The organism is Nesterenkonia sandarakina, assembly GCF_003003175.1.
GTDB classification, from domain to species: domain Bacteria; phylum Actinomycetota; class Actinomycetes; order Actinomycetales; family Micrococcaceae; genus Nesterenkonia; species Nesterenkonia sandarakina_A.
Genome location: NZ_PVTY01000009.1, coordinates 1 through 19,590, shown reverse-complemented (window position 1 = coordinate 19,590; position 19,590 = coordinate 1). Strand labels below are relative to the sequence as shown.

The window sequence follows — 19,590 nt, the reverse complement described above, 5'->3', positions numbered from 1 at the left end:
ACAGTCATTATGACCGGTCTGACGGAACCCGGCTCAGAAATCTCTCTGGTCTGCCTTCAGCCTCGCGGGGATGAAGCAGCGCGTCACCCAGATGCGTCCGCTCATGTCGGACCTCAACTTCAGCATCGAGGTGGGCCCCATCGTCGACGGCGACCTGGTCGTGGTGCGCTGGGCGGCCACCGGACACTACGGCGGAGGAGTACCTGGGGCCGCCGCCCCGGGGGGCACGGCAGTGCTGTTCCACGGCACGGACCTTCTGCGAGTCGCAGATCATCTGATCGTCGAGTACTGGCTCAACGCCGACAGCCTTTCGCTCATGACCCAGCTGCAGGTCGGCGCCGGCTGAGGTTCGTCCGGTCGAGTAAACTGGCATGTCCTCCCAGTTCACGACCCCCAAGCGACTGACACCCACCATGACGAACCTGACATGACCATGCCGGAGCAGCTCCAGGTCTATCGGCAGCACACGAGCCGCGGCGCCGAGGCTGATCTCGAGCGGGCACTGGCTCTGCTGAACCGCACTCGGGCCGCAGCACGCTCCCGGGATGCTGAGCGCCCGGCCGACGCTGGGGTCGCCCCGCTGCTGCGGCTCTACCGGCCGGAACCCACGGTGGCCTTCGGACAGCGGGATGAACGGCTGCCGGGCTTCGCGGCCGCGGCTGCGGTCTGTCGGGAAGAAGGCTTCACCCCGCTGGTGCGCCGCGCCGGAGGCCGCGCGGCGGCCTATCATCGGGGCTCCCTGGTCATCGACCACATCGAGCCGGACCCGGATCCGATCCGGCACTCCCAGGCCAGGTTCACCGAGTTCGGCGAGCTGCTGCGCGAGGCGCTGGAGATCGCGGGCGTCTCGGCCCGTCTGGGTCCCATCCCCGGGGAGTACTGCCCGGGGGATCATTCGATCCACGGAGTCTCGCGAGCGGATCCTGATCTGCGGATCAAGCTCATCGGAACCGCCCAGCGGGTGATCAGCTCGGGCTGGCTCTTCTCCTCCTCGATCATCGTCGAAGACGGCGCACCGATACGCCGGGTGCTCTCCCGGGCCTACGCTGCGCTGGGAATCCCCTGGGACCCGCTCACCGCCGGTTCGATCACCGACCTGGGCGTGGACACCACCGTGGAGAAGATCGAAGCGGCCGTGCTTGAGGTCTACCGTCGCCGCCGGACGGTGGAAGGGATCGACGAACCCTCGCCGATCCCTTCCACCGTCGCTGCACGCGGCTGATCACCTCATCAGCTGGTCACTCGCCGCGGTCGATCCATTCCTGCAGCTGCGGCGACTCGGTCCCGATCGAGGTCGACGGGCCGTGCCCGGTGTTGACCACGGTCTCGGCGGGCAGCTCCTGGAACAGTCGAGTCCGGATCGACTCGATGATGGTCTCGAAGCTGGAGTAGGACCGCCCGGTGGCCCCGGGGCCGCCGGAGAACAGCGTGTCCCCGGAGAACAGCACCGGCCGCGTGGTCCCGTCAGGGCTGGCCAGTGCCTCGGAATAGAAGCAGGTGGACCCGGGGGAGTGGCCCGGAGTGTGGATCGCCACCAGGGTGGCGTCACCCACGGTGAACACGTCGCCGTCGCCGATGTGGACATCCGGCACGGTGCCCTCATGGACCGAGTCCCAGAGCATCTGGTCCTCAGGGTTGAGGTGGATCCGGCCGCCGAGGCGCTTCTGCACCTCGAGGGCCTGACTGATGTGGTCGTCATGTCCGTGGGTCAGCAGGATCGCGCTCACGGCACGTTCCCCGACCGCCTTGGCCACGGCGTCGGCGTCGTGGGCCGGATCGATGATGATGACCTCGTGCTCGTCACCGATGATCCAGACGTTGTTGTCCACATCCCAGGTTCCGCCGTCGAGCGAGAACGTTCCGGAGGTGACGAGATTCTCGAAGCTGGTGCTCATGGGGCTCCTCAATTCTGCGGGGAGGACTGCAGCTCGACGACCGAGCGCAGCACCTCGCCGCGGTTCATCGTGTCGAATGCTTCCTGGACCTGGTCGAGGCTCACCCGTTCGGTGACGAAGGCGTCGAGGTCGAGGTTGCCGCTGCGATAGTGGCTGACCAGCATGGGGAAGTCCCGGGAGGGCAGGCAGTCGCCGTACCAGGAGGACTTCAGCGAGCCGCCGCGGCCGAAGACATCGGCCAGCGGAAGCTCCAGGGTGAGGGAGGGATCGGGCACCCCGACCAGCACCACGCGTCCGGCGAGATCCCTGGCGTAGAACGCCTGCTTATAGGTCTCCGGCCGGCCCACGGCGTCGATGACCAGATCGGCGCCGAAGCCGCCGGTCAGCTCGCGGATGGTCTCCACCGCGTCGGACTCGCTGGAGTTGATCGTGTGGGTGGCGCCGAGCTCGGCGGCCTTGGCGAGCTTTCGCTCATCCAGGTCCACCGCGATGATCGTCGTCGCTCCGGCCAGCTTCGCGCCCAGCACCGCGGCGGTGCCGACCCCGCCGGCGCCGATCACGGCGACGGACTCGCCGAGCTTGACCTCACCGGTGTTGATCGCGGCACCGATGCCGGCCATGATCCCGCAGCCGAGCAGGCCGACGGCGGCGTATGACTCTGCGGGGACATCCTCGATCACGGTGCACTGTCCTGCGGCGACCAGGGTCTTCTCGGCGAAGGCTCCGATGCCCAGGGCCGCCTCGAGCGGAGTGCCGTCGGTCAGCGTCATCTGCTGCTCGGCGTTGTGGGTGTCGAAGCAGTACTTCGGCTCACCCCTGCGGCAGGCGCGGCATTCGCCGCAGACTGCGCGCCAGTTCAGGATCACGGTGTCGCCGACCTTCACGTTGGTCACACCCTCACCGATCTTCGAGACCCGGCCGGTGGCTTCGTGGCCCAGCAGGTAGGGGAAGTTGTCGCCCACCTCACCCTGCTGGTAGTGCTGATCGGTCTGGCACACGCCGCAGGTGAGGACATCGACCACGACCTCACCAGCGATCGGGTCCGGCACGATGATCTGCTCGAGAACGGCGGGACCGTTCTTCTCTTTGACGACGACGGCACTTACGGTCTGGGACATTGCCAGCTCCTAAATATCTGCAGGTCACACGTTCGGCGAGTCTTGCACGCCGGTTTCCACGATATCTCAGGAGGGCCGGTCGGCGCCTCAGCCGGTGAAGGCCTGAGGGAACTGCACGATGATGCTGCCCAGCACCACCAGGTAGATCAGCACGATGAACACCCACCACCAGTCAGCAGAGAACTTCTGCAGCCCGGGACCGGCCGGCAGCGCGCCGGTGGCGATGTTGCGAGCCGTGACGATGACGAACATCGGGATGACCGCCGCCCACACGACCATGCAGTAGGGGCAGAGCGCGCCGATGACGAACACCGCCTGGGACCACAGCCAGATGCAGAAGGCCAGTGCGAAGGTGACGCCGGCCTGCAGTCCCAGCCAGTACCAGCGCGGCAGCTGCACCCGGCCCAGGATGGTCACTGCGACCAGGATCGCCATCGGGAACCCGATGACGCCCAAGAAGATGTTCGGGAAGCCGAAGCTCGACGCCTGCCAGGAGTCCATCACGAGCCCGCAGGAGACCCATGGGTTGATGTCACAGGCCGTGGTGTAGTCAGCGTCCTGCCAGAGCTGGATGCGCTCATACATGAGCAGTCCGCTGGCCACCGCGCCGATCACGGAGGTCAGCAGCAGCCAGAGTCCCACCGATCGCGTGGAGGCGACGCGGGGGCGAATCAGCTGATCAGTTGGGTGTAGGGCCATGCGGGGATTCTACGCAAGATAACTGGAGGGGTATGCGATACTGAGTTGCATCGGCGAGCGGACCACACCCGCAGACCGAGAAGGCTTGCATGACGTCACCCCAGCCTCAGAGACGCCGCCGTGAGAAACGTTCACAGCATGAGGACAGGGGAGCGATGAGCATCCACTGGAAGGCCGCGCAGAGCGCGCTCCGAGAAGCATCGGAGCAGCGCCCGGAAAGCCGGTGGAGCTTGGAACATAGGTTTAAGACAAACACCAATACGTGGAACGAGCAGGTCGCACCCTTTGTGAGAGCCAGGGTCAACGCGACCGGCTGAATCCACCTAAGCAGAGCCGCAGACGCGGTGAGTGTGGCACCGTGGGAGCGGTCAGGAGCAATTCCATAATGTCCCACCCCGAGACCCCCGAAGACGACGCCGCGGGCAGCAACGACATCTTCAATCCGTTCAGTGCTCCGCAGCCGTCGAAGGAGAGCTCCGAGCCCTCCCGCGGCGACGCTGATGCCAAACAGCCCGACGCCAAAGATGCAGAGGCCCCCCGGGCAGCCGTCCAGGACGACGCCGTGAGCGTCCTCTTCCAGGCGCCGGATCTGGCCACCGTGAAGGCCCGGACGCCGTCGAAGCGTCGCAGCGCCGACACCGACGACTCTGCTGATCAGAACGACGACGAGCCCGAGTCCGGATCGCGACGTCGCGGTTCGCGGCGCAGCGGCTCCGCCGCCGGCAGCCCGTCCAAGGGCGACGCGGCAGGCTCCGACACGCAGAACAGCGACTCCCGGAACAGCGACACCCGGAGCAGCGACTCCGATGGCGGCAGCTTCGGTGATCAGGATGCCGAAGACGAGGATTCCCAGGGTTGGGACTCACAGTCCGAGGATGACCAGGACGGTGACGGCCCGGGCCGTCGCTCGCGCCGGAAGCGTCGGCGCGGCGGGCGGAACAAGAACCGCAGCTCCGATGACTCCCAGGACGGCGATTCCGGGTCCTCTGACTCCCAGTCCTCCGGCGGGAACGGAGACTCCCGAAACGCTGACTCCAAGAACGATGACTCCGAGGACGCCGACTCCAGCGCCTCGGCGAAGAACGGATCCAACTCGGAGAACCGCGCCGAGCGCCGGTCCAGCTCCGCCGATGATGACGAGCCGGTGATCCGCAAGCGCCGCCGTCGTCGTCGCGGCAGCGCCGATCTCGAGGTCGAGTCCAACGAGGACGACGCCCACACGGTCACTCGGGTGCGCGCCCCGCGCGAATCCGCCGAGGCCCCGGTCTCGGACAAGGTCACCGGGCTCAAGGGCTCCACCCGGCTCGAGGCCAAGCGCCAGCGCCGTCGGTCCTCCCGGGACACCGGTCGCCGCCGCCAGGTCATCACCGAGGCCGAGTTCCTGGCCCGCCGTGAATCTGTGGACCGCAAGATGATCGTGCGCCAGCGCGGCGAGCGGATCCAGATCGGCGTGCTCGAAGACGGCGTGCTCGCCGAGCACTACGTCTCGCACACCACCCAGGATTCGCTGATCGGCAACGTCTACCTCGGCAAGGTCCAGAACGTGCTGCCCTCCATGGAGGCCGCGTTCGTGGACATCGGTCGCGGCCGCAACGCCGTGCTCTACGCCGGTGAGGTCGACTGGGCCGCATCCCGTCTCGGCGGTGGTCCGCGCAAGATCGAGAACGCCCTGAAATCCGGGGACTCCGTGCTCGTCCAGGTCACCAAGGACCCGGTCGGACACAAGGGAGCCCGGCTGACCAGCCAGATCTCGCTTCCCGGGCGCTACCTGGTCTTCGTCCCCGGCGGTTCCATGACCGGCATCTCGCGGAAGCTGCCCGACACCGAGCGCGCCCGGCTCAAGAAGGTCCTGAAGGACCACATGCCGGACAACGCCGGCGTGATCGTGCGCACCGCCGCGGAGGGCGCCTCCGAGGAGGAGCTGACCAACGACATCAACCGGCTGCGTGCGCTCTGGGCCCAGATCCAGCGCCAGTCCGATGACAAGAAGGTGCTCGCCCCCGAGCTCTTCTACGCCGAACCTGACCTGACCATCAAGGTGGTCCGCGACGTCTTCAACGAAGACTTCTCCTCCATGGAGGTCCAGGGCGAAGAGACCTGGGACAACATCGAGGCCTATGTCACCTACGTGGCGCCGCACCTGCTCGACCGGCTCCAGCAGTGGATCCCGGAGGAGCAGCAGACCAACGACATCTTCTCCCACCACCGGATCGACGAGCAGCTGAACAAGGCGCTGGAGCGCAAGGTCAACCTGCCCTCCGGCGGCTCGCTGGTCTTCGACCGCACCGAGGCCATGACCGTGGTCGACGTCAACACCGGCAAGTTCGTCGGCTCGGGCGGCAACCTCGAGGAGACCGTCACCAAGAACAACCTCGAGGCCGCCGAGGAGCTCGTCCGGCAGCTGCGGCTGCGCGACATCGGCGGCATCATCGTGGTCGACTTCATCGACATGGTCCTCGAGGTCAACCGGGATCTGGTGCTGCGCCGGCTGGTCGAGTGCCTGGGGCGTGACCGCACCAAGCACCAGGTCGCCGAGGTCACCTCGCTGGGTCTGATCCAGATGACCCGTAAGCGGATGGGCACCGGCCTGCTCGAGGTCTTCTCGGAGGACTGCGAGCACTGTGCCGGACGCGGCGTGATCACCCACGCCGAGCCGATCGAGCACGGCGCCTCCTTCACCTCCCACGGCGACCCGCAGAAGGCCCGGGCGCCGAAGAAGCGCCGCAGCAAGGCCAAGGGTCGGCGCCCCGAGGACGAGAACGACTCCCAGCAGTCCACCCCCGAGGTCAGCGCCGAGGAGAAGGAGCGCCAGGAGAAGGCTCGCCAGGCTCTCGCCCAGGTCGCAGCCGCCACCGCGTCGAAGCACGCCGAGGAGGAGCAGCGCTCCGCCAGCGGCGACACTGCCCAGGGCACCGCGCGGGACGACGACGGCGACAGCTCCCGCGAGGACGCCCAGGCGGGCGCCGCCACCGGGTCCGGCTCCGGCTCAGGGTCACGCCCGGCACGCCGTCGAGGCCGCCGCAGCGCCAGCCAGCCCGCCGGCAGCGCGGGTCAGAACGCGGCTCAGGGCACAGCCCAGAGCACTAAAGGCCAGACCGAGACCGCCGGCTCGGCCGGCAACTCGGGCTCAGGTTCGAGCTCTGCCAAGCAGGGGTCCGGCACATCCGACGCGACGGCTCCGGCCGGTGCCCCCGCCGAGCAGGTGCTCACCATCGGCGGCGAGGAGGTGCCGCTGCCACGCGCCGAGAAGCGCGAGCAGAAAGCACCGTCCTCGGCGGGCGCTTCAGGCCAGGACAAGCAGGCCTCACTGGACACCCTGGGCCAGGCGCTGGACTCGCGTGAACCGCGCAGCCCGGCACCGACCCGTCGCCGTCGTCGTGCCGCTGGATCCGTCCAGGGCGCCTCCGGTGAGGTTCAGCAGATCGCCGCGGCGCAGAAGCCAGAAGGCAAGACCTTCTCCTCGGCCCAGGCCGAGCAGGGCGCTGGCGAGACGCGCACGAAGAAGCCGGCGAGCGAGCCGGTGATGTTCGGCGTAGGGGTCAAGGCCGAGGAGATCGTCCGCCCCGAGTAGCCGGCTGGCCGAGCCCGTCACCCCCGCCGGGGGAGCGGGTTCGGCCAACTTGCTGTACCAGGGGTCCTCGCGTAAGGTTGACCCTTGGTGTTATAGGCACCAACATGTCTTCCGCGCAGATCGGCGGGAATCTCCCGTGAGGAGGATTCACCGTATACATGCGCGATTGGTTTAGTCCGTAATGATCATCGAGAGAAGTGAGTCCCAAGTGGTGTACGCGATTGTCCGCGCTGGCGGCCGCCAGGAAAAGGTTTCCGTCGGAGACCTTGTGACCGTTGACCGTCTTCCGGGCGCGGCAGGCAGCACCATTAAGCTGCCGGCAGTGATGCTGGTGGACGGGGACAAGGTCACTACCGCAGCAGATGAGCTCGCCAAGATCACGGTTGAGGCCGAGGTCCTGGAGAACCTGCGCGGTAAGAAGATCGTCATTGAGAAGTTCAAGAACAAGACCGGCTACCGCAAGCGCCAGGGTCACCGTTCTGAGCTCACCCGCATCAAGGTGACCTCGATCGCCTGAGGCGATCAAGGTTCGCAGATTCCCCGTTCTTCCCGAGAGGTAGGCAGACCCAATGGCACATAAAAAAGGTGCGAGCTCGACTCGCAACGGCCGCGATTCCAACGCACAGTACCTGGGCGTGAAGCGCTTCGGCGGCCAGAACGTCTCCGCTGGTGAGATCCTGATCCGCCAGCGCGGCACCAAGTTCCACCCCGGCGTCAACGTCGGACGCGGTGGCGATGACACCCTCTTCGCACTGGCAGAAGGCGCCGTCGAGTTCGGCAGCCGTCGCGGTCGGAAGGTCGTCAACATCGTCCCAGCAGCCTGATCCAGGCCTGCACAGACGTTTCGCACGTAAAGTCGAGGGTGGGCCCACTTGATGGGCCCACCCTCGACTTGTCTTAAGTCAGAATATTCTTCAAGGAGTCTCCAGCCATGGCACATTTCGTCGACCGAGTGGTCCTCCACACCACGGGCGGTAACGGTGGCCACGGCTGCGTCTCCGTGCACCGCGAGAAGTTCAAGCCCCTCGGCGGGCCCGACGGCGGCAACGGCGGTGACGGCGGTTCCGTGGTCCTCGTGGTCGACCCGCAGACCACCACGCTGCTGGAATACCACCACCGGCCCCACCGGCACGGCGAGAACGGGGGAGTGGGTCAGGGCGATCTCCGCCACGGCACCCGCGGCCCCGTGCTCGAGCTGCCCGTCCCCGAGGGCACCGTGGTCAAGGACCGCGACGGCCGCGTCCTGGCCGACCTGGTCGAGCCCGGCGCCCGCTACACCGTCTCCGAGGGCGGACAGGGCGGCCTCGGCAATGCCTCGCTCGCCTCGAAGAAGCGCAAGGCCCCCGGCTTCGCGCTGCTGGGCACCCCCGGCGAGGCCAATGACATCGTCCTGGAGCTGAAGTCCGTCGCGGACATCGCCCTGGTCGGCTTCCCCTCCGCCGGCAAGTCCAGCCTGATCGCCGCGATGAGCGCCGCGCGGCCCAAGATCGCTGACTACCCCTTCACGACCCTGGTGCCCAACCTGGGCGTCGTCGAAGCCGGCGACACCCGCTTCACCGTCGCCGATGTGCCCGGGCTCATCCCCGGCGCCGCCGAGGGCAAGGGTCTGGGCCACGAGTTCCTGCGCCACGTGGAGCGCTGCGCCGCCCTGGTGCATGTGCTCGACTGCGCCTCGCTGGAGAGCGACCGCGATCCGCTCGGTGATCTCGACGCCATCGAGGCCGAGCTCGCGGCCTACGCGCCGGACAAGGTCGAAGGAGCCGGCGGCACCGAGGACAACTCCTCCAACGCCGTCCCGCTCAACGAGCGGCCCCGCCTGATCGCGCTGAACAAGACCGACCTGCCCGACGGCGCCGCGATGGCCGAGATGGTCCGCGCCGACCTCACCGACCGCGGCTATCGGGTCTTCGACGTCTCTGCGCTGAACCGCGACGGACTGCGCGACCTCGGCTTCGCCATGGCCGAACTGGTCCTCGAGGCCCGCGCCCAGCGCGAGATCGAGCCGGCTCCGGTGCCGGTCACCGTGCGGCCCCGCTCGGTCAACCGCAAGCAGTTCACCGTCACCGCCGAGTCCAAGGGCGGCGAGCCGCTCTGGCGCGTGCGCGGAGACAAGCCCGAGCGTTGGATCCTGCAGACCGACTTCGGCAACGACGAAGCGGTGGGCTACCTCGCCGACCGGCTCGTCGCCGTGGGCATCGAGGACGAGCTCTTCAAGCAGGGCGCCAAGCCGGGCGAGGCCGTGGTCATCGGCTCCGAGGAGGACGGCGTGGTCTTCGACTGGGAGCCCACGATGGCCGCCGGCGCCGAGCACCTCGGCGGTCCTCGTGGCACCGACCTGCGCCTGGACGACCACTCCCGCCCCACCCGCGCGGAGAAGAAGCAGGAGCAGGCCGACCGCCGCGCCGCGAAGGTCGCCACCCGCGCCGAGATGGATGTGGAGTACCGCACCCAGAACGGCGTGCCGACCAAGCGCAAGGACGACGGGGCGCCCACCAGCGTCACCGACGAGGACGGCGTGGAGATCTTCTACCCGCACGGCAACCCTGATGATCTGCAGGACGAGGGCTTCGGCACCGATGAGGCGGAGGCCGACCGGCCATGAGCACGCCGCGGCTGACCGAGTCGATGGTCACCTCTCGCGCCGATCTGGTCAACGCCAGGCGCGTGGTGGTGAAGATCGGGTCCTCCTCGCTGACCACCCTTGACGGGGGGATCTCCGTGGATGCGCTGAACCGGCTGGTCGCTGACCTGCAGGTGCTGCGCGACCGCGGCACCGAGGTCGTGCTGGTCTCCTCCGGCGCGATCGCCGCCGGGCTCGCGCCGCTGGGTCTGGGCACCCGCCCGGCCGACCTCGCCACCCAGCAGGCCGCGGCCGCCGTCGGCCAGGGGCTGCTGCTGGCGCACTACACCCGGGCCTTCGCGCAGTACCGGACCACGGTCTCGCAGGTGCTGCTGACCGTGGAGGACCTGATGCGGCGCACCCAGTACACCAACGCGCTGCGCACCCTGGAGAAGCTGCTCAGCCTCGGTGCGGTCCCCGTGGTCAACGAGAACGACGCGGTGGCCACCCATGAGATCCGGTTCGGCGACAACGACCGGCTCGCGGCGCTGACCGCGAACCTGCTGCGCGCCGACGCGCTGATCCTGCTCTCCGACGTGGACGCGCTCTACGACGGCCCCCCGGAGAAGGGCGGCTCACCGGTCTCCCACGTCTCCGGCCCGGAGGACCTCACCGGGGTGACCCTGGGCCGCCGCGGCAAGGCCGGGGTCGGCACCGGGGGCATGGTGACCAAGGTCGAAGCCGCGCAGATCGTCGCCTCCAGCGGCATCCCAGCGCTGCTGACCTCCGCACCGAACGCCCGCCGGCTCTTCCACGGCGAAGACGTGGGCACCTTCTTCGAAGCCCGTGGACGACGCCGCGGCGCCCGGTCCGCCTGGATCGCGCACCTCGCCCACCCCAAGGGTCAGCTGAGCATCGACGACGGGGCGGTCGCCGCCGTCGTCGAGGGACGCCGTTCCCTGCTCCCGGCGGGGATCCTCTCGCTCAGCGGAGACTTCGAAGCCTCCGACCCGGTGGAGATCATCGACCGGGCAGGCGCCGTCCGGGCCAGGGGACTGGTGGGGTATTCCTCCACCGAGCTTCCGCAGATGCTGGGCCGGTCCACCGCGGAGCTGGGCACCGACCTGGGTCCGGAATATGAACGTGCAGTGATTCACGCAGATGACATCGTCCGCATCGAGACTAGGCTGTGAGCATGGCAGAAGATCAGCAGACCCAGCAGACCGAGAACGCCTCGACCGAGACCTCCTCCACGGAGGACGTCGCCGAGGGCATCCGCAAGGTCGCCGAGCGCGCCCGCGAAGCCTCCCGGGGGCTCCGCGGCCTTGACCGCGAGCACAAGGACCGGACGCTCGCCGCTGTGGCCTTCGGCCTGCGCGAATCCGTCGCCTCGCTCACGGCGGCCAATCAGGAGGACCTCGACCGAGGCCGTGAAGCGGGTCTCAGCCGATCGCTGCTGGACCGGCTGGCGCTCAGCGAGGACCGCATCGAGGCTCTCGCCGCCGCCGTCGAAGAGATCATGGGTCTCAGCGACCCGGTCGGCCGAGTGCTGCAGGGCCGGACCCTGCCCAACGGGCTGCGCCTGACCCAGGTCAGCGTTCCGCTCGGCGTCATGGGCGTCATCTACGAGGCCCGCCCCAATGTCACCGTGGACATCGCCGCGCTCGGGCTGAAGTCCGGCAACGCCGTCATCCTGCGCGGTGGATCTGCCGCCCAGAAGACCAACGAGATGTTGCTGGCGATCATCCGCGAGGCGCTGCGCACCACTGCGGTGCCCGTGGACGCGGTCCAGTCCATCGACGGCTTCGGACGTGAGGGCGCGACCGCCCTGATGACCCAGCGTGGATCCGTGGACGTGCTGATCCCGCGCGGGGGCCACGAGCTCATCCAGCACGTGGTGCAGAACTCCCGGGTGCCGGTCATCGAGACCGGTGAGGGCAACGTCCACATCTACATCGACGCCCACGCCGACGCCGAGACCGCACGCAACATCGTGGTCAACGCGAAGACCTCCCGACCCAGCGTCTGCAACGCCGCCGAGACGCTGCTGCTCCACGCCGACGCCGCCGACGCCGGCCAGGAGGTGCTGCGCGGGCTGCTGCGCAGCGGCGTGAACCTGCATGTCGACGCGCGCGCCCGGGAATGGCTGCCCGCCACCCAGCCCGAGAGCCTCACCGAGGACCCGGTGAAGTTCGGCACCGTCACCGAGGTCACCGAGGACGACTACGCCACCGAATACCACGATCTCGAGATCGCGGTCGGAGTGGTGGACTCACTCGATGACGCCATCGCCCACATCACCCGATTCTCCACCGGCCACACCGAAGCCATCGTCACCGACTCGGTCACCAACGCCGACCGCTTCGTCGCCGAGGTGGACGCGGCCGCCGTGATCGTCAACGCCTCCACCCGCTTCACCGACGGCGGGCAGTTCGGACTCGGTGCCGAGGTCGGCATCTCCACGCAGAAGATGCACGCCCGAGGCCCCATGGGCATGGCGGAGCTGACCACCACCAAGTGGGTCGTGCGCGGCGAAGGCCAGGTCCGCGCCTGATCCGGCGTACACTGGGGACCGATAAATCCACGTTCATCCCATATGAGGGAGAAGCATGCTCAACCTGCACGTCATCGCCACCGTCCTGGGCGCAGAAGCCGAGGAGACCAGCGCGCTGCCCATCGATGCGCTCTGGTTCGGACTGATCATGTTCGCGCTCCTGATGTTCCTGCTGCTGATCACCGTGAGCTTCGCCAATAAGGGCCGCGAGCTTCCCGCCGCACCCCACAGCGATCACTGACCCTCTTGGCTGAACGTCACCCGCGCGCCGCCGCGACCTCAGAGCGTGCATCAGGTCGGCTGCGACTGGGAATCATGGGTGGCACCTTCGACCCGATCCACCACGGGCACCTGGTCGCGGCCAGCGAGGTGGCCACCGAGTTCGCCCTCGACGAGGTCATCTTCGTCCCCACCGGTGAGCCCTGGCAGAAGGTCGGACGCGAGGTCGCTCCCGCCGAGCATCGCTACCTGCTGACCGTCGTCGCCACGGCGGCGAACCCGCGCTTCACCGTCTCCCGGGTGGACATCGACCGCGGGGGAGCGACCTACACCATCGACACGCTGCGCGACTTCCGTGAGATGTATCCGGATGCCGAACTGTTCTTCATCACCGGCGCCGATGCGATGGCTCAGATCATGTCCTGGAAGAACGTCGATGAGCTCTGGGAGCTCGCGCACTTCGTCTCGGTGACCCGTCCCGGCTACGTCTCCGAGGATTTCGGCCGGACCAAGGAGATCTCCCTGATGGAGATCCCGGCGATGGCGATCTCCTCCACCGACTGCCGGGAGCGCGTCCGCGAGGAGAAGCCCGTCTGGTACCTCGTGCCCGACGGCGTCGTGCAGTACATCGCCAAGCACCGGCTGTACCAACCAGATTCTGCTGACTCAGCGCGTTGAGTGCTTCGCACCCTCGCGCCGCGGCATACGATGGACACCGGTGCTCCATCGTCGAGACCGAATTGATTCAGGGACATGTTCCGACTCGGACAGCTTTGTCTGACCAGGAACTTCAGGAGGCTGCACGATGACCGCAGAGAACACCGAGCCGAACGACGCGCCAGGTGGCGATGATCTGCGCGCCCGCTACCTTCCGGTCTCGCGCAAGGAGCTGCGTCGCCGCCGGGAAGCCGAACTCGGCCAGCTGCGCCGCGGGAAGTCCAAGAAGGCCGCGGCCCAGGAGGTCGACCAGCCGTCCGTCGATGAGGCGACCGCGGATGAGCCGAGCGCCGATGAGCCGATGCTGGATGACTCGGTCCTGACTGGCAGCGCAGCTGATCAGGAGACCGCCGCGGAAGACGATGCCGCTGCTGACACGGTGGATGCTGACGCGTCCTCGCCGGGCTCAGAAGCTGCCCACGGCTCGCGCAACCCCCTTTCGTTCAACGCCTTCCCCGCATTCACCACCGGCTCGGAGTCCAGCAGCGGATCCACCTCCAGCAGCGCACCGGTCGCACCCTGGGGGTTCTCGCTGCCAAGCTCGGCCGCGGACCCGTCGGCGGCCTCGGCCCCCGTGGCCGCCGCCGAGGCAGACCTGACGCACTCCCAGGAGGCTGAAGAGTCGGAGTCCATCGCTGCCCAGCAGGGCGGAGAGCGCGACGCCGCGACCGAGGCTGACTTCACCGACGCGGACCGCCCTGAGGCTGACCTGGACGACGCTGACTCCACCGACGCTGATCTGGCCGAGGCCGATGTCGCCGCCGAATCGGCAGAGCAGAACCTCACCGAGACGCCGGGCCTCACAGAGCCGACCGACGACCAGCCAGGACCCGAGTCCGAAGACTCCTCCATCGAGGAGATCGATGCCGAGGCGTCCTGGACCGACGAGTCGGAGACCGAAGAGCCGGTGGCAGAAGGCCCCGCGACCGAGCTCGATGACGTTGAAGACTCAGAGGTCGACGATTCCGACACCGACGGCGTCGACTCGGAGGAGCCTGAGTCGCGGTCCTCCGAAGCTGACGCTCTCGATGATCACGTTCTTGCAGACCAGACCCCAGATGATCAGACCCTTGAAGCCGAGGCCCTCGAGGATCACGGTCCTGAGGATGAAGTTCCGGAAGAACAGACGCTCGACGGCGAGGCTGCCGAGGATCAGGATCTGGACGGCGAGGACACCTCTGCCGCCGGCGCGCATGTGAGCCTGCCGGAGCCCCCGCGGATGAGCTCTCCCGACACGTCCTCGCGTCCCCAGGACCTGCCGGGCACCGAACGTGATGACCAGGACGACGCCCCGGTCCCCGCGTCACGGAAATCACGCCGTGGGCTGCGGGTCACCGAGAACATCGCGGTGCTCTCCGATGACAAGCTCGCCGAGCTTCAGGAGCTCAACGCGGCCGTGGCCGCCGCGGATGATCCGCACCGCGTGGACCCCGAGCTGCTGAAGAAGCAGCAGGCGCTTGCCGCACGGGCGATGCAGGCGAATCAGGAACGGCTGCGCAAGGAACAGGTCGAAGCGGACCGGGACGCGAAGGAACGACGCCGTCGTCTGCGCCCCGAGTCCGAGATCATCACCCGCAAGGCTCTGCGGGCCCACATGGAATCTGACGAGACCCCCGAGCCCTCCGACTACGCCACCGGTTCCATCGAACCGATCCAGGCGCGCGGAGCTCACGGTCTCGAAATCGACGCGATGGTCGAACACAGCACGCGTCAGGGAGCGCGCCAGTCCATGATGGGCTGGCTCGTGATGATCCTTGCCCTGCTGCTGATCATCGCCGTCGGCGTTGTACTCTCATTCATCCTCTAAGCTTGGACGTCATGGCTATCACCGAACTTGTGCTCTCTGAACTCCGCACCGCGGCCTCCGCGGCCGCGGACAAACTCGCGACGAACATCGTCGGGCTGGACGTGGGCGAGCGACTCGGCATCACCGATGCCTTCCTGGTCTGCTCCGCCCCTTCTGAACGGCAGATCGGCGCCATCGTCGATGAGGTCGAGCGCCAGCTCAAGGAGGTCCACGACTCCTCGCCGCTGCGACGTGAAGGCCGCGGCACCGGCACCTGGGTGCTGCTGGACTATGGACATATGGTCGTCCACGTCCAGCACGAGGAGGAGCGCGCCGTCTACGGACTCGACCGGCTCTACGCGGACGTCGACAAGGTCGATCTGCAGCTTCCCGACGCACCCTGAAGCCGGCCGTATAGCTCCAGGTCAGCGACTGGGCCGGGCGATTCTCCTGCAGCTGGACGCCGATTTGCGCAGCGATTCGGGTTCACAGTACAGTAGGGGAGTTGCCGCGGCGCAGATGCTGAGCCGGGGTGATGATCTGGGGGTATGGCGCAGCTGGTAGCGCGTCCGCATGGCATGCGGAAGGTCAGGGGTTCGAATCCCCTTACCTCCACAGATAGCCCGTATTCACGGTTTTACCCCGTGAATACGGGCTTTTTTGTGCCCTGAACTGCTACACAGAGTGCTACATTGCGAGCATGGGTGAGAAGGGCAAGAAGAAGAAGCCGCAGTTCCTGGGCTATGGCGGCGGTTCGCTCTACAAGGTGCGCGACGCCAACACAGGAAAGTTCCTCTACTGGCGGTATGCGAAGTTCGAAGAGGTTCATGGGCAACCGAAGCGCATCACCGCCACGAGCAAGCAAAAGAAGAAGCAAGCTGCGTTCGCAGATGCCTTGCCGCGCTTCCACAAGAACTTGGAACGCGCACGAGGCGCTGCACCCGCCGTGAGAGGGCGCGCGGGACTTACCTTGGAGGAGTACAGCAAGCACTGGCTCCAAGAGCGCTCACAGGGCAAGGAGGCGCTCTCAGAGACGCAGCAGCGAAAATACCGGCAGATACTCCGAGACCACGTGTGGGCGGAGATTGACGGCGATAGCGGCAAGCCGTTCGGGGAGCTTGCGGTCGGTGCTATCACCACTGGTCAGGTGCGCAAGCTCTTCACGCTGAACCTTTGGGACAAGGAGAACGACATCGGAAAACGGCTTCTGGGAGACCACGCGCGCTACAACGTGCTTGCTGTGCTGCGCCAGGTGTTCAAGTGGTCAATAGACCGCGAGGAACCGCCGTTGAGAGGGAATAATCCCGTGCTCTCTGAGTTTGCGCCGAAGAACACCAGGGGAGATGCCGCCGAGATTGAAACTGTGCCTCAGAGAGTGAAACTCGCTCTGGCAATGCTTCGCAAGGAGAGCGAGGGAGACCCCTTCACCTATGTGTGGCTTTTGATGAACTTCGTTATAGGGCTCAGGAGAGGCGAACGCGGGGGCGCACTATGGAGCAACGTTGTGAACCTTACGAAGCCGGGAGAGGCTCGCTTGAAGGTGCGCACGCAGTATGTGTGGGACGCGGGGAAGGGCTACCACCTGAAAGATACGCTGAAAACTTCGCACGGACGGCGAGATATACCGCTGGATGAGGATTTCCGGAAGGCTCTGCTCGCGTGGAAGAAGCAACAGGAACAGTGGCAGAAGGAACACGGCTGGGAGTTTGAAGAGGGGCAGGATTTCATCCTCACTCACGAGAACGGCAAGCCCTACACCGGCAACGACGACACCCAGTTCTGGCACGACTACCGCGAGAGCTTCTTCACCGCTGAAAAAGACCTGCACCACCGGGAAAAATGGCGAGGGCACCTGAACCGCTGGATATGCGCAACGCTCCTCCACCTGAACGGCATAGGCTTGGAACAGGCGAAAATGGTGCTTGGGCACGGCAGCGCAGAGATGAGCCGGTACTACACGGTTTCGAGCTACAAGGCGATCCAGCACCCTATGTTGAAAATGGGGGAGTGGCGCACGCTCACGCCGAAACAACAGAAGGAACTTGAAGTGGAGGCACGGAAGTTCACGGATGGCGCGAAGGCTCAGGCGTAGAGCTTCCCCGCGTTCACCGCCAGCACGAGGGCATAAAAATAGCCCCTGCTGATTTTTCACCATCAACAGGGGTTATTTCGTGGTTATTGCGCTCATGGCGCTTCTCCTACCGTGGGAGGGTGTGAACGTTCCTCAGAAAGACGCTAAGACGCGCTTGAAAGCTTCCTCGCGGTCGTAGCTGCCAGTGTCGCGGTAGACCTGACCGAGCGTCATCGACGCTTCGTAGGAAGCAGTTTTCCACCCTGCTCCAAGCTCCTCTACCGCTTTCAACAGCGCATCGCCGGTATTCAACTCCGGGAACTCCATTGCCCAGCTCAGCACGTCAGCAACCGATATCAGCTGATGGAGCCGGTCGTTCTTCCAAGTGCCGGGGTGAGCAGCAAGCATCATCGATTTCTGACGCATAAGAATGCCCTGAGGGACATTTACTCCCCAAGAGCGAAGATTAGCGTGATGCTGTTCCTGTGCACTCTGCTTCTTCTCTCGGTTTGCCTTGTTCTTGTGGTTGCTTCGCTTTCCCATGATTTTCTCTTTTCTCCGGCAGTGCCGGTGTTTAGTGTTGCGTTAGCTTTTCCTCTCGGTTCGGAATGGCTGTGACACAAACATAGCACACGCGTTCAATCAATGTCAACATGAAACGGCATATTCTTCAATATTCTTTTCTGTGGTCTTTCGAGCGTGGAGAAGCCCCCCTTCCAACATAGGCGTGAATGAATGCTGAAAGAGGGGCGTTTAGAGGCGGCGGCTCAATGCCCACAGGAGCGCCGCCAATGGGAGAGCGGTAGTCAAGCGCTCAGGCTTTTAGAAGGCGCTTAGAAGCAAGAGGGTGGGTTGCAAGCCTCACTGCTGGCGTCGTGGACTTCAAGCCCGCAGTGAGGGCAGGGCTTGTGAACCTCGCTGAGTGCGGCGTTGTGTGCGGCTTCTTTCGCTCCACCAGCGTTCCTACATGAAAATAAATCTTGTTGAATAGCTTGGTTGTTGTTCACGGTTGTTTCTCCTGTTTGGGGTTGTGCTGAGTTTTCTAACAGGGAGGGGCTGGGAGCGGCTGTGGGCGGTGTTCAGGGCTCAGGCGTTGTGGTTGCTGGGTGCGGGTGCCAGGGGCGCTTAGAACGGCTCTCACGGGTTCTCTGTGAGGGGAGGAATGAGGCTGAGGCTCTGCGCCGATGCTCTCAGCACTGTTTCAAGCGGTATAGGGAAGGGCTGAGACGGGCTCTCAGGGCTCAGGAGCAGGAGAGGGAATCTGAGGGGAGCTGTTGACAGGTGCTCTCAGTGCCTCCAAGAGCGTGGCGGCAGTGGTGGCAACTGTTAGCAGTGGTGCTTGGGGAGAGTGCGTGAGAGGGAGGAGAGGGGAGTACGGGCTTTCCCTTTGGAATACCCCCCCTACCCCCCAGAGAACCTGGGGTGCTGCGCTTTGCCAAGCAGCTCGCTAACCCTTGCGGGTTGGGGATTCCTCTCCCCGGTGCTTCATGGGGGTTTGACGCCCGTCAGCGGTGTTGGCTCCTGAGAGCCCCCGGCATACCTGTATTTCCCCCTTAGGGCTCCCGCTGCCTCCGGTAATCACTTTTCGCCTCTTCGGATGAGGGCTGGCGCTACCAGCACGGCTTATTATTGGCGTTTGCTTCGCGTTCCCCAGCATTGTATTTATGCTCTGTACGTGGTGTTCAAGAGGGTTGGTTTCTTTTCAGCCTGTGTTATTACTCCAACAAACCGCAGGCACTTTTTCTTTTCAACACTGGCAAGTGGTTCCAGCGCTCAGCGGTTTTAGCTTCTGTTGAGCGAAGCGGTTTAGTTTCACTTCGCGGGGTTGCTCCCGCGCTCTTCGGTTGAACTGCTCTGCTCGTTCAGCCGGTTGGTTTCCGGCTTACCTTGTGCGGAGGCTTGCGCTCGTTCCTTGCCTCATTTTCTAACAAGGGCACGACGCTGAACTTCTTGCGCTCTTCTAAACGGTCGCTGAGTGAACCTTCCCGGAGTTCTGAGAGCCTGCCGAACTCGGGGTTCTCAGCCTGTTTGAAGCGCTCCCACTCGCTGCGCATGTCGCTCATGAGTATTCGGAGGTTTGGGAGCCACCCAATATTGCCTCGGGGGGCCAGTGATATTGCCGGTGGGGGCCAGCGGCCGTCGCTGTGGAAGCCACCGGCTCCCACCGGCATCTGCTCACTACTGGTTCATGGTGGAGTGCTCCCGCATGTTGTGGCTGCCTGTATCGACCCAGACGGTGTTGTGCACGATGCGGTCCATGATCGCGTCAGCATGAACCCCGGATCCGAGTCGCTGGTGCCAATCCTTCTTAGCGTACTGGGTGCAGAACACCGTCGAAGCGGTGTCGTAGCGGCGCTCTAAGAGCTCCAACAACATGCTGCGCATGGACTCATCGGGATG

The 19,590-nt window shown here is 65.7% G+C and carries 18 protein-coding genes, 1 tRNA gene and 1 pseudogene; 14 read left to right on the top strand and 6 right to left on the bottom strand.

What is annotated here, in order from left to right; translation table 11 throughout:
* Window positions 1-61 precede the first annotated feature (61 nt).
* Together BCL67_RS08540 and BCL67_RS08535 are read left to right on the top strand one after the other, a co-directional pair.
* A pseudogene (locus BCL67_RS08540) lies at window positions 62-346 on the top strand (ester cyclase); the annotation flags it as partial.
* 81 nt (window positions 347-427) lie between these two features.
* Window positions 428-1,222, top strand: a complete 795-nt coding sequence (locus BCL67_RS08535; RefSeq protein WP_106123028.1) for a lipoate--protein ligase family protein — start codon at window positions 428-430, stop codon at window positions 1,220-1,222.
* Window positions 1,223-1,238: 16 nt separating this feature from the next.
* Here the strand turns inward: BCL67_RS08535 and BCL67_RS08530 are convergent, their stop codons facing one another.
* The 3 genes from BCL67_RS08530 to BCL67_RS08520 all read right to left on the bottom strand — a co-directional run bounded on the left by BCL67_RS08530 (window position 1,239) and on the right by BCL67_RS08520 (window position 3,712).
* Window positions 1,239-1,895, bottom strand: coding sequence for an MBL fold metallo-hydrolase (locus BCL67_RS08530; RefSeq protein ID WP_106123027.1), 657 nt, complete (start codon window positions 1,893-1,895; stop codon window positions 1,239-1,241).
* 8 nt (window positions 1,896-1,903) lie between these two features.
* Window positions 1,904-3,013: an S-(hydroxymethyl)mycothiol dehydrogenase gene (locus BCL67_RS08525; protein WP_106123026.1), complete on the bottom strand. Its 1,110-nt coding sequence runs from the start codon at window positions 3,011-3,013 to the stop codon at window positions 1,904-1,906.
* Window positions 3,014-3,100: 87 nt separating this feature from the next.
* Window positions 3,101-3,712 carry a vitamin K epoxide reductase family protein gene (locus BCL67_RS08520; RefSeq protein ID WP_106123025.1) on the bottom strand — a complete coding sequence of 204 codons (612 nt, stop codon included), beginning with the start codon at window positions 3,710-3,712 and terminating at the stop codon, window positions 3,101-3,103.
* Window positions 3,713-4,097: 385 nt separating this feature from the next.
* Here BCL67_RS08520 and BCL67_RS08515 point away from each other — a divergent pair, with 385 nt between their 5' ends.
* From BCL67_RS08515 to BCL67_RS08460, 12 genes are all read left to right on the top strand, one after another.
* Window positions 4,098-7,283: an Rne/Rng family ribonuclease gene (locus BCL67_RS08515; RefSeq protein WP_106123024.1), complete on the top strand. Its 3,186-nt coding sequence runs from the start codon at window positions 4,098-4,100 to the stop codon at window positions 7,281-7,283.
* A 208-nt stretch (window positions 7,284-7,491) separates the two neighbouring features.
* Window positions 7,492-7,800 carry a 50S ribosomal protein L21 gene (gene rplU, locus BCL67_RS08510; protein WP_106123184.1) on the top strand — a complete coding sequence of 103 codons (309 nt, stop codon included), beginning with the start codon at window positions 7,492-7,494 and terminating at the stop codon, window positions 7,798-7,800.
* A 52-nt stretch (window positions 7,801-7,852) separates the two neighbouring features.
* A complete protein-coding gene (gene rpmA / locus BCL67_RS08505) occupies window positions 7,853-8,107 on the top strand; it encodes a 50S ribosomal protein L27 (RefSeq protein WP_036475435.1) in 255 nt (84 codons plus the stop codon).
* Window positions 8,108-8,214: 107 nt separating this feature from the next.
* Window positions 8,215-9,885: a GTPase ObgE gene (gene obgE, locus BCL67_RS08500; protein WP_106123023.1), complete on the top strand. Its 1,671-nt coding sequence runs from the start codon at window positions 8,215-8,217 to the stop codon at window positions 9,883-9,885.
* On the top strand, window positions 9,882-11,036 hold the full coding sequence (gene proB / locus BCL67_RS08495; protein ID WP_106123022.1) for a glutamate 5-kinase: 1,155 nt from the start codon (window positions 9,882-9,884) through the stop codon (window positions 11,034-11,036). The genes obgE and proB overlap by 4 nt, the downstream gene beginning before the upstream one ends.
* A 2-nt stretch (window positions 11,037-11,038) precedes the next feature.
* Window positions 11,039-12,397, top strand: coding sequence for a glutamate-5-semialdehyde dehydrogenase (locus BCL67_RS08490; RefSeq protein ID WP_106123021.1), 1,359 nt, complete (start codon window positions 11,039-11,041; stop codon window positions 12,395-12,397).
* A gap of 55 nt (window positions 12,398-12,452) precedes the next feature.
* Window positions 12,453-12,638 (top strand): hypothetical protein, encoded by a 186-nt coding sequence (locus BCL67_RS08485; RefSeq protein WP_106123020.1) that lies wholly within the window; start codon window positions 12,453-12,455, stop codon window positions 12,636-12,638.
* Between the two features lie 5 nt (window positions 12,639-12,643).
* Window positions 12,644-13,294 (top strand): nicotinate-nucleotide adenylyltransferase, encoded by a 651-nt coding sequence (gene nadD, locus BCL67_RS08480; protein WP_106123019.1) that lies wholly within the window; start codon window positions 12,644-12,646, stop codon window positions 13,292-13,294.
* A gap of 127 nt (window positions 13,295-13,421) precedes the next feature.
* On the top strand, window positions 13,422-15,140 hold the full coding sequence (locus BCL67_RS08475; RefSeq protein ID WP_106123018.1) for a hypothetical protein: 1,719 nt from the start codon (window positions 13,422-13,424) through the stop codon (window positions 15,138-15,140).
* Window positions 15,141-15,151: 11 nt separating this feature from the next.
* Window positions 15,152-15,523: a ribosome silencing factor gene (gene rsfS, locus BCL67_RS08470; protein ID WP_106123183.1), complete on the top strand. Its 372-nt coding sequence runs from the start codon at window positions 15,152-15,154 to the stop codon at window positions 15,521-15,523.
* A gap of 138 nt (window positions 15,524-15,661) precedes the next feature.
* Window positions 15,662-15,734: transfer RNA gene (locus BCL67_RS08465), tRNA-Ala, on the top strand.
* Between the two features lie 85 nt (window positions 15,735-15,819).
* Window positions 15,820-17,211, top strand: coding sequence for a tyrosine-type recombinase/integrase (locus BCL67_RS08460; protein WP_106123017.1), 1,392 nt, complete (start codon window positions 15,820-15,822; stop codon window positions 17,209-17,211).
* Between the two features lie 132 nt (window positions 17,212-17,343).
* Here the strand turns inward: BCL67_RS08460 and BCL67_RS08455 are convergent, their stop codons facing one another.
* The 3 genes from BCL67_RS08455 to BCL67_RS08445 all read right to left on the bottom strand — a co-directional run.
* Window positions 17,344-17,733, bottom strand: a complete 390-nt coding sequence (locus BCL67_RS08455; protein WP_146131115.1) for a hypothetical protein — start codon at window positions 17,731-17,733, stop codon at window positions 17,344-17,346.
* Between the two features lie 1,319 nt (window positions 17,734-19,052).
* Window positions 19,053-19,253: a hypothetical protein gene (locus BCL67_RS08450; protein WP_146131114.1), complete on the bottom strand. Its 201-nt coding sequence runs from the start codon at window positions 19,251-19,253 to the stop codon at window positions 19,053-19,055.
* Between the two features lie 115 nt (window positions 19,254-19,368).
* Window positions 19,369-19,590: ATP-binding protein (locus tag BCL67_RS08445; protein ID WP_181255946.1), on the bottom strand; the 222-nt coding region annotated here is incomplete at its 5' end.

What these genes read in the sequence shown, in the direction of transcription:
- BCL67_RS08535 (WP_106123028.1), top strand. Translation starts at nt 428, where the DNA reads ATGACCATGCCGGAGCAGCTCCAGGTCTATCGGCAGCACACGAGCCGC.
- BCL67_RS08530 (WP_106123027.1), bottom strand. Translation starts at nt 1,895, where the DNA reads ATGAGCACCAGCTTCGAGAATCTCGTCACCTCCGGAACGTTCTCGCTC.
- BCL67_RS08525 (WP_106123026.1), bottom strand. Translation starts at nt 3,013, where the DNA reads ATGTCCCAGACCGTAAGTGCCGTCGTCGTCAAAGAGAAGAACGGTCCC.
- BCL67_RS08520 (WP_106123025.1), bottom strand. Translation starts at nt 3,712, where the DNA reads ATGGCCCTACACCCAACTGATCAGCTGATTCGCCCCCGCGTCGCCTCC.
- BCL67_RS08515 (WP_106123024.1), top strand. Translation starts at nt 4,098, where the DNA reads ATGTCCCACCCCGAGACCCCCGAAGACGACGCCGCGGGCAGCAACGAC.
- rpmA (WP_036475435.1), top strand. Translation starts at nt 7,853, where the DNA reads ATGGCACATAAAAAAGGTGCGAGCTCGACTCGCAACGGCCGCGATTCC.
- obgE (WP_106123023.1), top strand. Translation starts at nt 8,215, where the DNA reads ATGGCACATTTCGTCGACCGAGTGGTCCTCCACACCACGGGCGGTAAC.
- proB (WP_106123022.1), top strand. Translation starts at nt 9,882, where the DNA reads ATGAGCACGCCGCGGCTGACCGAGTCGATGGTCACCTCTCGCGCCGAT.
- BCL67_RS08490 (WP_106123021.1), top strand. Translation starts at nt 11,039, where the DNA reads ATGGCAGAAGATCAGCAGACCCAGCAGACCGAGAACGCCTCGACCGAG.
- BCL67_RS08485 (WP_106123020.1), top strand. Translation starts at nt 12,453, where the DNA reads ATGCTCAACCTGCACGTCATCGCCACCGTCCTGGGCGCAGAAGCCGAG.
- BCL67_RS08475 (WP_106123018.1), top strand. Translation starts at nt 13,422, where the DNA reads ATGACCGCAGAGAACACCGAGCCGAACGACGCGCCAGGTGGCGATGAT.
- rsfS (WP_106123183.1), top strand. Translation starts at nt 15,152, where the DNA reads ATGGCTATCACCGAACTTGTGCTCTCTGAACTCCGCACCGCGGCCTCC.
- BCL67_RS08460 (WP_106123017.1), top strand. Translation starts at nt 15,820, where the DNA reads ATGGGTGAGAAGGGCAAGAAGAAGAAGCCGCAGTTCCTGGGCTATGGC.
- BCL67_RS08455 (WP_146131115.1), bottom strand. Translation starts at nt 17,733, where the DNA reads ATGGGAAAGCGAAGCAACCACAAGAACAAGGCAAACCGAGAGAAGAAG.
- BCL67_RS08450 (WP_146131114.1), bottom strand. Translation starts at nt 19,253, where the DNA reads ATGAGCGACATGCGCAGCGAGTGGGAGCGCTTCAAACAGGCTGAGAAC.